This is a genomic window from Antarcticimicrobium sediminis, assembly GCF_004348975.1.
Classification (GTDB): domain Bacteria; phylum Pseudomonadota; class Alphaproteobacteria; order Rhodobacterales; family Rhodobacteraceae; genus Antarcticimicrobium; species Antarcticimicrobium sediminis.
In genome coordinates this window covers 108,154-122,630 of the sequence record NZ_SMFP01000002.1, presented here as the reverse complement: position 1 = coordinate 122,630, position 14,477 = coordinate 108,154, and the positions used below count along the sequence as shown (strand labels likewise).

The following is a 14,477-nucleotide window of genomic DNA, read 5'->3' as shown; positions in this document are numbered from 1 at the left end:
CCGCGTACGGCCGGCAAGACCTGTCGGGATCGACCACAGGGGGTCAGTTCACGGAGACGCCCGCCAGCGGCTGATACAGCACCGGGGCCGAGGCCCAGAACCCGTCGACGCCGGTCTTGAGCACACTCAGACGCGGCATCTGGAACAGGAAACCATGCACGGCCTGATCGGCCAGATACTCCTGCCCCTTTTTCAGCAGGTCGTTACGCTTGTCGGGATCGGCCTCGGTCTGGATCTCGTCCCACAGGGCGGTGAACGTCGCATCGTCATAGCCATAGAAATACCCCGGCCCACGGGCAAAGTTGCCCATGTCGTTCGGGGCCGTATGGGCGATGATCGTCATGTCATAGTTCTTTTTCTTGTAGATCTCGTCGATCCAGAAGCCCCATTCGACATTCTCGACCTTCACATCGACACCGGCATCCGCCAGCTCTGCCTGAATGATCTCGGCCGAGCGGGTGGCATAGGGAAAGGGCGGAACCCGCAGGGTCATTGTGGTGCCCGCAACGCCTGCCTCTTCGAACATCGCCTTGGCCTTTTCCGCGTCATGCGGATACAGGCCGGTCAGATCGACATAGGCCGGACCATGGGGCGGGTAGAAGCTGCCGATCGGCAGCGCCTGACCATACATCGCCCCGTCGATGATCTCGTCGCGGTTGATGGCATAGCTGATGGCGCGGCGCACCTCGACATTGTCGAACGGCGGCTTGGAGTTGTTCATGGCAAGGATCACCTCGCCCTCGGTGCTGCCCACCTCGACCTTGAAGCGCGGATCGGCCTCGAACTGCGGCAAAAGCTCCGGCGCCGGGAACGCGGGATAGGCGTCCAGCTCTTCCGACATCATGGCCGCAGTGGCGGCTGCGGCATCCGAGATGAAGCGGAATTCGACCTTGTCGAGCGCTACATCCCCGGCCCCGCGCCAATCCGAGTTCTTGACCAGTGTCAGCCGGTCGCCTCGGGTCCAGCCATCGAACTTGAACGGGCCGGTGCCAACCGGGGTGGCGTTGTTGCCATCGGCGCTTTCCTCGGCAACGATCGAGGCATCGCCCTGCGCCATGTTGAACAGAAAAAACGCATCCTTGCGCGTCAGCGTGATGACCACGGTATGCGCATCGGGGGCGGTCACGGTATCGATCGGTTTGAAGATGCTCTTGGACGGGTTGACGCTGTCCTCGGCCATGGCCCGCGAAAAGGCGAACACCACATCGGCGGAATCGAAATCGGTGCCATCGTGGTACTTGGCGCCCTGCACAAGGTTGAAGGTATAGACCAGCCCATCCTCGGACACGGTCCAACTCTCGGCCAGCGCGGGCAGCACCTCGCCGCTCTCGGACACGATGGTAAGGGATTCATAGACGTTTTGCGTCAGCATCCCGTCGATCGAGGCGGTGGCATCCGCGGTCGGGTCAAGATTGGTGGGCTCCTGCTGCAGCCCGATGACGATGCTCGATGCCGCCAATGCGCCGCCCGCCCCGGCCCCTAGGCCAAGCGCCAGCGTGGCGGCAAATGTCAGAAATGATCCATGCAGTCTTGTCATCCGAAATGCTCCTTGTCCTAGGGAACGTCCGGCATCCCGGCCCCCCGCACAGTCGAGTCTGCCCAAAGCCCCCGCCGCGGTCAACGATTGAAACCGGCTAAATATGTAATTTCATCATAGGTTCATAAACCGCTGCACAATAAGTATTTTTCACCCATTCGCGCCCAAGGATCAAGCAAACCGGCGCGCCCTGCTGTCGCGTGGGAAAGCAAAGATCGGATCGCGCGGCGTGCCGAAACCGACATGCAGCAACAGCCGATCAGACCATAGGGGGTCCCTAGGATCCATCAGGCCGGGAACACGGACGTCATCAAGCGACGCAAGACGACGGCCCACCCAAGCGGAAGGGCGCAGACGTCCAGAACCGGAGCACGGATCAGAGAACGGTATTGGATCAGAAGGGGGCCGGATGCCGGGGACTGAATGCAAATTGTGGGGGAGGTTCACTCAAACCGCTCAAAGCCCTATGGATTGGCCTTGCAAGGCCAGTCCTTTCAGGGCCGAATGGTGCGGTCGAGAAGACTCGAACTTCCACGGGTGTTACCCCACAGCGACCTCAACGCTGCGCGTCTACCAATTCCGCCACGACCGCACTATCGGGCTGATGTGGCGGCGTATAGACGAGCGATCCGGCGATGTGAAGAGGCAAATCGCATCGATTTCACATGGCATGGATTTTCCTGCCTTTCACCGCATTACACCCTATCGCCCGCCCCTCCGGCCCTGCACCCCGCCAGCAATCGTCTACTGGTGGCGCAGCGCCTCGATCGGGTCCATCTGCGCCGCCCGCCGCGCCGGGAAATAGCCGAACACCACCCCGACCAGCGCGGAAAAGGCAAACGCCCCCAGCACCACCATAGGGTCGGGCGTAAAGGGAATCGTCATGATCTGCGCCGCCAGCATCGCCAACCCAAGGCCCAGCGCGATCCCCATCAGCCCGCCCATCAGAGACAGCACGATCGCCTCGACCAGAAACTGCTGCAACACCTGCCGCGCCTGCGCTCCCACCGCCAGACGAATGCCGATCTCATGGGTGCGCTCGGTGACGCTCACCAGCATGATATTCATGATGCCGATGCCGCCCACCAGCAGGCTGACCGCCGCCACCGCCGCCAGCAACCCGGTCAGCACATTGGTGATGCCGGTCAACATGCTGGCCAGCTGCTTCATGTCCATCACGGTGAAGTCATCCTCTTCCCCCGCCCCGATCCGGCGCATCTCGCGCAGCACCCCTTCGATCTCCACCTTGGCCAGATCGCTTGAGGCCCCGTCGCGCACCGCCACATAGATCATGTTCACATTGCTGCTGCCGGCGATCCGGCGCTGAAAGGTCCGCACCGGAATCATCACGATATCGTCCTGATTGCTGCCAAAGCTTGACGCGCCCTTGGCCACCAGCACCCCGATCACCTCGCAAGAGATGGATTTCAGCCGGATCGCCTCGCCCACCGGGTTGGTATTGCCGAACAGCTCTTGCCGCACCGTTTCCCCAAGCAGGCAGACGGCGCGCCCGCCGCGCTCCTCGCCGGTGACGAACCGGCGGCCCAGCGCGATCTCCCAGTCGGTCGCATCCAGATAGGCATTGCCCGCCCCCAGCACGGTGGTGCGATGGTTGAGATTGCCCGAGACCGCGCTCATCTGGCTCTGCTCGGCGGCGCTGGCGGTCTCAATCACCGGCACCTCGCGGATCAGCCGCTCCACATCGCCCAGATCGAACGCCCGCGCCGTGCCGCTGGAACTGCGCGGCCCCATGGCGACCTGCCCGGGCCGGATCATCAGCACATTGGTGCCCAGCTTTTCCACGTCCCGCGTCACCTGCGCCGAAGAGCCCTGCCCGACCGTGACCATGGCGATCACCGCCGCCACCCCGATCACCACCCCCAACACGGTCAGGAATGAGCGCAGCGCATTGCGCCAAATCGCCCGCACCGCCAAACGGATCGTCTCACCCAGCATCGCGTGCGCCCCGCTGTGTCGGGCGGTCATCGGCGATGCGCCCGTCCACCATCCAGATCAGCCGGTCGGCATAGGCGGCCATGTCCTCTTCATGGGTCACCATGACGATGGTCAGCCCTGTCTCGGCGCGCAACCGCGCCAGTAGCTCCATGATCTCGGCCGAGCGATGGGTGTCGAGGTTGCCGGTCGGCTCATCCGCCAGCAGCACCTCGGGCGATCCCGCCAAGGCGCGCGCGATGGCGACGCGCTGTTGCTGCCCCCCGGACAGCTCGGACGGATCGTGATGCCCGCGATTCGCCAACCCCACCTGCTCCAGCGCCGCCAGCGCGCGGGCGCGCCGCTCGGCCGCGCCTACGCCCTTGTAGATCAGCGGCAGCTCCACATTTTCCAGCGCCGGGGTGCGCGGCAACAGGTTATAGCCTTGAAACACGAAGCCCAGATAATGCCGTCGGATCAGCGCCCGCTGGTCCTTGTCCAGCCGCGCCACATCGACCCCGTTGAACAGGTATTCCCCCGCCGTCGGGCTGTCGAGACAGCCTATCACGTTCATCGCGGTGGATTTGCCCGACCCGCTTGGCCCCATGATCGCGACGAATTCGCCGGCCCGGATCGTCAGGTCGATCCCGTCCAGCGCCCGCACCTCGGCCTCGCCCCGGCCATAGACCCGGGTGATGCCGCGCAGCTCGATCACCGCCGGGGGCGCGCCGGATGGACCCTGCTGTTGCACCGGCTCAGCCCCCCTCGCCCAGAATGACCCGCTCACCCTCGCGCAGATCACCCTTGAGGATCTCGGTCAGGCTGCCGTCGCTCGCCCCCGGCACCACCGGCACCTCAACCGGCTTGCCCGCGCGCAGCACCCAGACCGATTTGCCGCTGGCGCGGGCCTGATCCTCGGGGCGGTGCGGCATGATCATGCCCAACAAGCCACCGCCGCTTTGCTCGGCCTCGCTTTGCTGTGGCGGGGCATAGCGCAACGCCCCGTTCGGCACCGCCAGCACATCCGACAGCTCTGCCACGATGATATCGGCGGTTGCGGTCATGCCCGGACGCAGCGACAGATCGTCGTTCTGCACGCTCAGCACGGCGGTATAGCTGACCACCCCCTCGACCGTCTCGGGGGCGAACCGGATAGTGCGGATGGACGCGGGAAAGCTGCGGTCGTCATAGGCATCGACCGTGAACACCACCGCGTCCCCTTCCGAGATGGCGCCGATATCGGCCTCGTCCACCGCCACCTGAACATCCATCCGGGTCAGATCCTCGGCGATGGTGAACAGCACCGGGGCCGACAGCGCCGAGGCCACGATCTGCCCGGCATCCACCGCCCGATCCAGCACCACGCCGTTGATCGGAGAACAGATACAGGCCTTGTCCAGATCGGCCTGCACCAGCCCGTGCTGCGCCCGCGCCAGATCCAGATTGGCCTCGGCCACCGTCACATCGGCCACCGCCCGACCAAAGGCGGCCCGCTGTGCCATCAGCGATTGTTGACTGGAGACGCCGCGTGCATCCAGCGCCGTGACCCTGTCGTAATTGTCGCGCGCCTCGTCCAGCGTCGCGCGGGCCCGCACCAGTTGCGCCTCGGCCGCGCTCACATTGGCGGCGGCCACGGCCATCTCGGCCTCCAGCTTGGTGGTGTCGAGCGTGGCCAGCACCTGCCCCGCCGTGACGGCGTCGTTGTAATCCACATTGACCGCACGCAGCGTGCCCGACAGCTCTGACGAGATCTCGACCAGATTGGTCGGCTCCACCGTGCCGGTCGCGGTCACTGTCACCACCAGATCGGCGCGCTGCACCAGCCCGGTACGATAGGCCGCCGCACCGTCCCCCGCGCTCAGGGTGCGCCACAGCGCGAAACCGCCCGCCACCACGACCACCAGCGCCAGCCCCCAAAACCAGCCGCCCCGACGTGCCCGGCGCTGCCCCAGCCCCAGCCGCGCCTCGATCTCGGCCCCCTTACCGCCCGTGGTCCTCGTTCCTGCTTGCGTCATTGCCGCCACCCTATCCTGTTGTGCCTGCTCATGCCGCATCGCCGCATCCCGGGCGTTGATCCGTATCAATCGCACCGTCGGACCTGACATTTCCGTTTCTCCGGTCTATCAGATTCTCCTGCACGGGCACAGAAGGGGCGCAGAATGGTAGACTGGAAGATAACCGACGGGCTGACCGACTACGACAGCGCCCTCGCCTTCATGGAGGCGCGCGCCGCCGCCATCGCCGCCGGCGAGGCCGAGGAATGTATCTGGTTGCTTGAACACCCACCGCTCTATACCGCCGGCACCAGCGCGAAACCCGAGGATCTGACCGACCCCGACCGCTTTCCCGTCTATGAGGTCAGACGCGGCGGCCAATATACCTATCACGGCCCCGGCCAGCGGGTGGTCTATGTCATGCTGGATCTCAACACCCGCGGCCGCGACGTGCGCCGCTTCGTGCAACAGCTCGAAGCCTGGGTGATCGCCGCGCTGGCCGAGTTCAACGTCACCGGCCACATCCGCGACGGCCGCGTCGGCGTCTGGGTCGAACGGCCCGAAAAACCGCGCACCGCCTCCGGCAAGATGACCGAGGACAAGATCGCCGCCATCGGCATCCGCCTGCGCAAATGGGTCAGCTTTCACGGCATCTCGATCAACGTCGATCCCGAGTTGGAGCATTTCACCGGCATCGTCCCCTGCGGCATCACCGAATACGGCGTCACCAGCCTGGTCGATCTTGGCCTGCCGGTGACGATGGACGATCTCGATGTCGCCCTGAAGCGCAGCTTTGAGCAGGTGTTCGGGGAGATCGAGTAGGTTCAGCCTGAGCCACGCCGGAGCGACGCGCCCAGTGCAATCTGCGGGAGCCTCCGGCGGGAGTATTTTGGGCCAGAAAAAGCCATGGAGTGGGGGCGATCGCCCTCGCCATTTTCTGGCATGCAGAACCTGCGGGGGGGCATCGGCCTTGGGCCAAGAGGGGGCGCGCGGCCCCCTCCCCGTTACATCGCGGCCAGCACCGCGCCAATCCTCGCAGCCTGTGCCACCAGAACATCCTGATCGGCCATCTGCCCCGGCGGGCGCAACCGGTCGCCCTCAAGGCGGGGCAGTACATGCACGTGCAGATGGAACACCTCTTGCCCGCCGGCGGCTTCGTTGAATTGCTGCAGGGTGACGCCGGGCGCATCAAAGGTCGCCATCAGCGCTTTGGCGATTTTCTGCGTGGTACGCATCACCGCCGTCATCTGCGCCTCGCTCGCATCCAGAATGTTGCGGCACGGCGTTTTGGGAATCACCAGGCAATGGCCATCCGCGCGCGGCATGATATCGAGAAAGACCAAGGTCTCGTCATCCTCGAAAACCTTGTGGCACGGCAATTCACCGCGCAGGATCTTGGCAAATATGTTGTCGGTGTCATAGCTCATGGAGGCTGTCCCCTGTCCCGCTCGCATTTCCGTTGCTCGCCCGTTTGTGAGCGCGCGCGTGCGGCGCGTCAAGCCACCCCGCACAGGCCGGAACGCTGCGCAAACACCGGGTCGAACAGGGCGAAAATCAATCTCGAGCAGAGGTTTCCACGTCGAAATCAACCGAATTTTTCCCCACCGCATCCGGGGGGGCGCGACAATTATTCTTGATCCAGATCAAATTCTGCCATTGCTGCGACTCTCGGGGCATCCTAAAACCTGCATGAATACGTGCGCCCTCAAGGGCGTCACGCTGTCACATGCAACAGGAGGCACCAAATGGCAGACGCAGCCATTCATGGTCACGAACACGAGGACCAGCGCGGTTTCTTTACCCGCTGGTTCATGTCGACGAACCACAAGGATATCGGGCTTCTCTACCTGATCTTCTCGGCCATCGTCGGCCTTATCTCAGTGACCTTCACCGTTTTCATGCGCTTGGAACTTATGGAACCGGGGGTGCAGTTCATGTGCCTCGAGGGGTTCCGCCTGTTCAATGACGGCGGCACATGTACCCCCAACGGCCACCTCTGGAACGTGCTGATCACCTATCACGGCGTCCTGATGATGTTCTTCGTGGTGATCCCGGCGCTGTTCGGCGGCTTTGGCAACTATTTCATGCCGCTGCAGATCGGCGCGCCGGACATGGCGTTCCCGCGGATGAACAACCTCAGCTTCTGGCTGTATGTCGCGGGCACCGCGCTGGGTGTCGCCTCGATGCTCAGCCCTGGTGGCAATGACCAGCTCGGCTCCGGTGTCGGCTGGGTGCTGTATCCGCCGCTGTCGGTCAAAGAGGGCGGCCTGTCGATGGATCTGGCGATCTTTGCCGTGCACGTTTCGGGCGCCAGCTCGATCCTTGGCGCGATCAACATGATCACCACCTTCCTGAACATGCGGGCCCCGGGCATGACCCTGTTCAAGGTGCCGCTGTTCGCCTGGTCGATCTTTGTCACCTCCTGGCTGATCCTGCTGTCGCTGCCTGTGCTGGCTGGCGCCATCACCATGCTGCTGATGGACCGCAACTTCGGCTTCACTTTCTTCGATCCTTCCGGCGGCGGTGACCCGATCCTGTACCAGCACATCCTGTGGTTCTTCGGCCACCCGGAAGTGTACATCGTGATCCTGCCCGGCTTTGGCCTGATCTCGCACGTGATCTCGACCTTCTCGCGCAAGCCGATCTTCGGCTACCTGCCGATGGTCTGGGCGCTGATCGCGATCGGCGGGCTGGGCTTCGTCGTCTGGGCGCACCACATGTACACCGTGGGTCTCAGCCTGAACCAGCAGGCCTATTTCATGCTGGCCACGATGGTCATCGCGGTGCCGACGGGGGTCAAGATCTTCTCCTGGATCGCCACGATGTGGGGCGGCTCGGTCGAGTTCAAGGCCCCGATGCTGTTCGCCTTCGGCTTCCTGATCCTGTTCACCATCGGTGGCGTCACCGGGATCGTGCTCAGCCAGGCCGGTGTGGACCGGGCTTATCACGACACCTATTACGTCGTGGCCCACTTCCACTACACCATGTCGATGGGGGCGGCCTTCAGCATCTTTGCCGGGGTCTACTTCTACTTCGGAAAAATGACCGGGCGTCACTATTCTGAACCGCTGGCCAAACTGCATTTCTGGCTGTTCTTCATCGGCGTCAACCTGACCTTCTTCCCGCAGCACTTCCTCGGGCGTCAGGGCATGCCGCGCCGCTATATCGACTACCCGGAGGCTTTTGCCTTCTGGAACCAGATCTCGTCGATCGGCGCGCTGATTTCCTTCTCCTCGTTCCTGCTGTTCTTCGGCATCGTGATCTACGCCCTGCTCAAGGGGCGCCGCGTGACCGAAAACAACTACTGGAACGAATACGCGGATACGCTGGAATGGACCCTGACCTCGCCGCCGCCCGAACACACGTTCGAGCAGCTTCCCAAGCGTGAGGACTGGGACAAGAGCCACGCGCACTAAGCGCGAGGCCTTGATCCTGAAAACAGACAAAGCCCCGGTTCTCGCAACCGGGGCTTTTCTTTTGTGGCCCCCATTTGCGCACCACAATTACGCAAAGTAGCCGCAGCGCCGCGTGAATTCTCCCCCTCCTCCGGCCCAAGGTCTCGACACCGCCCGGCAAGCGGTTAAATTCATCCGGCCATGCCCTATACTTGGACCGATCCCGATACTGATCCCGGTTCTGCGAGCGCCGCCCGCGAACTGCACCTCTGGCCGCACAATTCACTGCCGCGCCGGGGGCTGGCGATCTTTGTCCTCACCACGTTCACCCTGTTGATGGTGCCGCTTCTGGCGCTGCTGGGCTCGGTGCTGCTTTGGGGGATCTTGCCCTTCATCCTGATGGCGGTGGGCGGCATCTGGCTCGCCCTCAGCCGCAGCTATTATCACCGCAGCATTCTCGAGGTTCTGACCCTCACCGAGGACAATGCCCATCTGATCCGCCACAACCCCAATGGCGCGCTGCAGGACTGGGAGTGCAACCGCTATTGGGTCAGCCCGCAGATGCACACCACGGGCGGCCCGGTGCCGTTCTATGTCACCCTGCGCGGCGGCGGGCGCGAGGTCGAGATCGGCGCGTTCCTGTCCGAGGACGAGCGCCGCGCGTTGTATGATGAACTTGTCACGGCCCTGCGGCCCCGCGGTGCTGAACCGCCGCGTTAACCTGTCTTACCGCAACGCACGCTGGATTTGGCACGATCGTGCCTGTCTTGTACAAAACACGGGGCAAAGGCCCCGATCCGCGCCGCGCAGCCCAGATGGCGATGGGGCGGATCGTACAAAAAAGGCCTGAAACTCCCTGTTTCAGACCGATGTCGCGGCGGCCGCAGGGTGAAAAACCCCGCAAACGCACCCTGTTAAGATGTGTAAACGGCCCGTGGCGGGCTTAGCAGCCGCCGCCAGCGCAAAGCTGTTCCTTGACCTGCGGGCCGACCTTGCCGAAATCCATCCGTCCGGTATAGCGCGATTTCAGCGCCCCCATCACCTTGCCCATGTCACGAATCGAATTCGCCCCGGTCTCGGCCACCGCCTCGAGCACGGCCTTTTCGACCTCGCCCTGACTCAGCTGGCGCGGCAAAAATTCCTCGATGATGGTGATTTCCTCGCGCTCCCGCTCCGCCAGATCCAGCCGCCCGCCCTCTTCATAGGCGCGCGCACTCTCCTTGCGCTGCTTGGTCATTTTGCCAAGGATTTCCAGCACTTCGCTGTCTCCCACGGCGGCCTCTTCGCCATCGCCACGGGCGGCGATTTCGCGATCCTTGATCGCCGCATTGATCAGACGCAGGGTCGACAGCCGTGCGACCGCCTTTTCCTTCATCGCCTGTTTCAGGGCCGTATTGACCCGAGTGCGCATATCCATAATATCTGTCCATCCCCATGGAATCGAACTCCCGACACTATAGGACGAAAAAGCCCGGTACAACCCGCAGCATTTTTTGGCTAAGTTGTTGATAAATAACAATCTCCCAAAAATCAGCTGGACTTGACCCCAACCCCGGCGCCCCTTACCTATCCACCAGTTTGTCCGCAAGGAGAGTTGCGCCATGGCCCTGACCGCCCCGACCAAACCCACTGCCTGCCTCGCGCTGGCCGACGGGACCGTGTTCTATGGCACCGGTTTCGGCGCCACCGGCCAGACCGTGGCCGAGCTCTGCTTCAACACCGCGATGACCGGCTATCAGGAGATCATGACCGACCCCTCCTATGCCGGCCAGATCGTCACCTTCACCTTTCCCCATATCGGCAATGTCGGCGTCAATCCCGAGGATGACGAAACCGGCGATCCGGTGGCCGACGGCATGGTGGTGAAATGGGATCCGACCGAACCCTCCAACTGGCGCAGCGCCGAGGCCCTGACCGGCTGGCTGGAACAACGTGGCCGCATCGCCATCGGGGGCATCGACACCCGCCGCCTGACCCGCGCCATCCGGCAACAGGGCGCCCCGCATGTGGCACTGGCCCATGACCCCGATGGCAACTTTGACATCGAGGCGCTGGTCGCCGCCGCCCGTGGCTTCTGCGGGCTGGAGGGGCTGGATCTGGCCAAGACGGTGACCTGCGCCCAATCCTATCGCTGGGACGAGATGCGCTGGGCTTGGCCCGAAGGCTATCGCCCGCAAAAAGACCCGAAATACAAGGTCGTAGCGCTCGACTACGGGGCCAAGCGGAATATCCTGCGCTGCCTTGCCAGCACCGGCTGCGACGTGACTGTCCTGCCCGCCACGGCCACCGCCGAAGAGGTGTTGGCGCATGAACCGGACGGGGTGTTCCTGTCCAACGGCCCCGGCGACCCGGCCGCCACCGGCATCTATGCCGTGCCGATGATCCGCGCGGTTCTGGACCAGACCGATCTGCCCGTCTTTGGCATCTGTCTCGGTCACCAGATGCTGGCGCTGGCACTGGGGGCCAAGACGGTCAAGATGAACCACGGCCACCACGGGGCCAACCACCCGGTCAAGGATCTCGAAACCGGCAAGGTCGAGATCACCTCGATGAACCACGGGTTCGCCGTCGATGGGCAAAGCCTGCCCGACGGCGTCATCGAAACCCACCAGTCGCTGTTCGACGGCTCCAACTGCGGTATCCGCATGGCCGATCGCCCGGTCTGGTCGGTGCAGCACCACCCCGAGGCCAGCCCCGGCCCGCAGGACAGCTTTTACCTGTTCGAACGCTTCGCCGAGGCGATGGAAGCGCGCAAGCAAACCGTCTGACGCCCGGCCCACCGCTTGGCCTGATTGATCGCAGCCCAAGGGTGGGGCCAATTTACGGGGCCGTGGCGACACGGCCCTGTCGTTAAGCCCTCGTTAACGCATCCCGCCTCAGACTGCACAACCAGTGCGTGTTTATTGGTTGGTGTCGGGTATGCAGGAATTGCGTCACAGGGCGGCGGTTACAGCGCTCCATGCGACATCGGTCACCACTCCGCTGGGTCGCCTGCTGATCGAAATGGGCGTCATCACACCGGGACAGCTGGTTTTCGCGCTTCACCTGCAATCCCGGCTCGACGCGCGGATCGGCGAAATCCTCGTTGCCGAGGGCTGGGCCACCCGCGCCGCCATCCGCGACGCCCTGGCGCAGCAATTCGGGCTGGAAACGATTGATCCGCTGTACCATCCGCCCGACCCGGCGCTGATCGCACGCCTGCCGGCCCGTTTCTGGGTCGCGCATGGGCTGATCCCGTGGCGACATGAAGACGGCCAGGTCAAGATCGCGATCACAGAGCCGCACCGCTTTGCACGGGTGCGCACTGTGTTGGGCGAGGTGTTCGGCCCGCTCCAGCCGGTGCTGGCAGACCCGATTGATCTCCAATCCGCCATCGCGCGTGCCTGCCCGGTGGAACTGGCCGAGGGCGCCAGCACCCGCGTCCCCGCCCGGCTCAGCTGCCGGGGCTGGACCCCGAGCAGCCGGCTTGGCGTCGGGCTGGCGTTCCTCGCTTGCGTCGCCCTGCTGACCATCGCCCCCATGGCCAGCCTGTCACTGGCCAGCGCGGCGGCGATGACGACTCTGGTGCTGTTCATGACGCTCCGACTGACCGGCGCACTGGCGCATCTGCTGGGGCGGGATCGCCCGCGCGCATCCGATCCCGCCCCAGCGGACCCCGCATTCCCGGCCGCCGCCGGAGCAGACCGAAAGGCACCACAGCGGCTGCCACGCGTCTCGGTGATGGTGGCGCTGTATCACGAGACCGAGATCGCCGGCGCGCTGGTTCGTCGGCTGTCGCGGCTGAGCTATCCCAAGGCGCTGCTTGAGGTGCTGCTGGTGCTGGAAGAACATGACGAGACCACCCGCCGCGCCCTGACCCATGCCGATCTGCCGCCCTGGATGCGCATCATCGAGGTGCCCGCCCATCGCGGCCTTACCACCAAGCCACGGGCGCTGAACTATGCGCTGGATTTCTGCCGGGGAGAGTTGATCGGCGTCTGGGATGCCGAAGATGCTCCGGCCCCGGACCAGATCGAACGCGTCGCCGCCCGCTTTGCCATCGCCCCGCCCGAGGTTGCCTGCATTCAGGGAATCCTCGATTTCTATAACCCGCGCACCAATTGGCGCGCGCGCTGCTTCACCATCGAATATGCCAGCTGGTTTCGCGTGATCCTGCCCGGCATCGCCCGCCTGCACCTGGTGGTGCCGCTGGGCGGAACCACGCATTTCTTTCGCCGCGCCCCGCTAGAGGCACTTGGCGGATGGGACGCCCACAATGTAACCGAGGATGCCGATCTGGGCGTGCGGCTGTATCGCGCCGGCTATCGCACCGAATTGCTCAACACCGTCACCTATGAAGAGGCCACCTGTCGCCCCTGGCCCTGGGTCCGGCAGCGGTCCCGCTGGCTCAAGGGGTTCATGGTGACCTATCTGGTCCATATGCGTCGCCCCGCCCGGCTCTGGTCCGATCTGGGGCCGCGCCGGTTCTTCGGGATGCAGGCCTTTTTCCTCGGCACGTTGGGACAGTTTCTACTGACGCCGCTCATGTGGTCATTCTGGATGCTGACGCTGGGCTTGCCGCATGCAATCGGGCCACTGGTCTCGCATTCGGTCCTGAACGCTGGCATCGCACTGGCGCTCTCGGCAGAGCTTTTGGCCATGGTCATCGGCATGGCGGCCGTCGCCCGTCCCGAGCGGCGCTTTCTGCTGGGCTGGGTGCCCACGCTTATGTTTTACTACCTGCTGGGGGTCGTCGCGGTCTATAAGGCGATGTACGAGCTGTTTCTCAAGCCGTTCTATTGGGACAAGACCCGGCACGGCCAAGCCCACCCCGACTGCCCCACGGCCGAGCCCGCAAACGGCCCCACAGCCGACCCCGCCCCCATAGTTGACGCCACACGAGACACCACGCTCGGCACCGGGCCCTAGATCAGCCGCGCGTCTCCCGCTCGTCGGCGTCCTGTTTCAGCCGGGTCATGAACGCGATCGAGATGTGATCATTCAGCGCCTGTTCGGCCGCCGTCTCGTCGCGTGCCTCGATTGCCGCAACGATGCCCGCATGTTCGTTCTGGGCAATCTCACCGCGCCCCTTGGCGGCCAGCGACGTGGTCGCCATCAGCGCCATCGTCCGGTGCACCAGATCAAGCTGCTGCACCAGATAGCGGTTGTGCGAGGCCAGATGGATCTGCTTGTGAAACCGCCGGTTGGCGCGCGACAGCGCCACCGGATCGCCCACCAACTTGTCGTCGTCCTGCACCATCTCGCGCAGCACGCGGACCTCTTCCTCGGTGGCGTGGCGCGCTGCCTGTCGCGCCGCCAGCCCCTCCAACGCGCGCCGCACCACATAAAGCTCGGCCATCTGGTTGTGATCCAGCGAGGCCACGATCAGCGACCGGCCGTCCCGCTCCAGCAGCGATTGCGTCTCCAGCCGCTGCAACGCTTCGCGGATCGGTGTGCGTGACATGCCGAACCGCTCTGCCAGTTCGCTTTCCACCAGCCTGTCGCCGGGCCTGTAGACGCCGATATCGATCGCCTCCAAAATCTGGGAATAGGCGTCTTTATTCGGTTGCTTGATCTGGTTCATGCGGCGATCGCTCTCCTTCATCATGAAGATGCATACAGCCCCCGGCCCCGAGCGAT

Annotated in this window: 11 protein-coding genes, 1 tRNA gene and 1 pseudogene; 5 read left to right on the top strand and 8 right to left on the bottom strand. The window is 64.1% G+C overall.

What is annotated here, in order from left to right; translation table 11 throughout:
* Nucleotides 1–43: 43 nt before the first annotated feature.
* The 5 genes from E1B25_RS03885 to E1B25_RS03865 all read right to left on the bottom strand — a co-directional run bounded on the left by E1B25_RS03885 (nucleotide 44) and on the right by E1B25_RS03865 (nucleotide 5,484).
* Nucleotides 44–1,537, bottom strand: coding sequence for an ABC transporter substrate-binding protein (locus E1B25_RS03885; RefSeq protein WP_132827359.1), 1,494 nt, complete (start codon nucleotides 1,535–1,537; stop codon nucleotides 44–46).
* 505 nt (nucleotides 1,538–2,042) lie between these two features.
* A tRNA-Leu gene (locus tag E1B25_RS03880) sits at nucleotides 2,043–2,129 on the bottom strand.
* A gap of 152 nt (nucleotides 2,130–2,281) precedes the next feature.
* Nucleotides 2,282–3,523 (bottom strand): ABC transporter permease, encoded by a 1,242-nt coding sequence (locus E1B25_RS03875; protein ID WP_245510608.1) that lies wholly within the window; start codon nucleotides 3,521–3,523, stop codon nucleotides 2,282–2,284.
* Nucleotides 3,483–4,220, bottom strand: coding sequence for an ABC transporter ATP-binding protein (locus E1B25_RS03870; protein WP_245510607.1), 738 nt, complete (start codon nucleotides 4,218–4,220; stop codon nucleotides 3,483–3,485). The genes E1B25_RS03875 and E1B25_RS03870 overlap by 41 nt, the downstream gene beginning before the upstream one ends.
* A gap of 4 nt (nucleotides 4,221–4,224) precedes the next feature.
* Nucleotides 4,225–5,484, bottom strand: coding sequence for an efflux RND transporter periplasmic adaptor subunit (locus E1B25_RS03865; RefSeq protein ID WP_132827358.1), 1,260 nt, complete (start codon nucleotides 5,482–5,484; stop codon nucleotides 4,225–4,227).
* A 138-nt stretch (nucleotides 5,485–5,622) separates the two neighbouring features.
* Between E1B25_RS03865 and lipB the strand changes: the two are divergent.
* A pseudogene (lipB, locus tag E1B25_RS03860) lies at nucleotides 5,623–6,285 on the top strand (lipoyl(octanoyl) transferase LipB); the annotation flags it as partial.
* 182 nt (nucleotides 6,286–6,467) lie between these two features.
* Here the strand turns inward: lipB and E1B25_RS03855 are convergent.
* Entirely contained in the window at nucleotides 6,468–6,890 is a 423-nt protein-coding gene (locus E1B25_RS03855) for an HIT family protein (protein ID WP_132827356.1), read from the bottom strand.
* 318 nt (nucleotides 6,891–7,208) lie between these two features.
* Here E1B25_RS03855 and ctaD point away from each other — a divergent pair, with 318 nt between their 5' ends.
* Together ctaD and E1B25_RS03845 are read left to right on the top strand one after the other, a co-directional pair.
* On the top strand, nucleotides 7,209–8,879 hold the full coding sequence (gene ctaD / locus E1B25_RS03850; protein ID WP_132827355.1) for a cytochrome c oxidase subunit I: 1,671 nt from the start codon (nucleotides 7,209–7,211) through the stop codon (nucleotides 8,877–8,879).
* Between the two features lie 180 nt (nucleotides 8,880–9,059).
* Entirely contained in the window at nucleotides 9,060–9,578 is a 519-nt protein-coding gene (locus E1B25_RS03845; RefSeq protein ID WP_132827354.1) for a DUF2244 domain-containing protein, read from the top strand.
* Nucleotides 9,579–9,801: 223 nt separating this feature from the next.
* Here the strand turns inward: E1B25_RS03845 and E1B25_RS03835 are convergent, their stop codons facing one another.
* A complete protein-coding gene (locus E1B25_RS03835) occupies nucleotides 9,802–10,275 on the bottom strand; it encodes a GatB/YqeY domain-containing protein (protein WP_132827353.1) in 474 nt (157 codons plus the stop codon).
* Between the two features lie 184 nt (nucleotides 10,276–10,459).
* Between E1B25_RS03835 and carA the strand changes: the two genes are divergently transcribed.
* Nucleotides 10,460–11,626 (top strand): glutamine-hydrolyzing carbamoyl-phosphate synthase small subunit, encoded by a 1,167-nt coding sequence (gene carA, locus E1B25_RS03830; RefSeq protein ID WP_132827352.1) that lies wholly within the window; start codon nucleotides 10,460–10,462, stop codon nucleotides 11,624–11,626.
* A 124-nt stretch (nucleotides 11,627–11,750) separates the two neighbouring features.
* Nucleotides 11,751–13,766, top strand: coding sequence for a glycosyltransferase (locus E1B25_RS03825; RefSeq protein WP_245510606.1), 2,016 nt, complete (start codon nucleotides 11,751–11,753; stop codon nucleotides 13,764–13,766).
* 1 nt (nucleotide 13,767) lies between these two features.
* Here E1B25_RS03825 and E1B25_RS03820 read toward each other — a convergent pair whose 3' ends face one another.
* Nucleotides 13,768–14,421, bottom strand: coding sequence for a GntR family transcriptional regulator (locus E1B25_RS03820; protein ID WP_132827710.1), 654 nt, complete (start codon nucleotides 14,419–14,421; stop codon nucleotides 13,768–13,770).
* Between the last annotated feature and the right edge of the window lie 56 nt (nucleotides 14,422–14,477).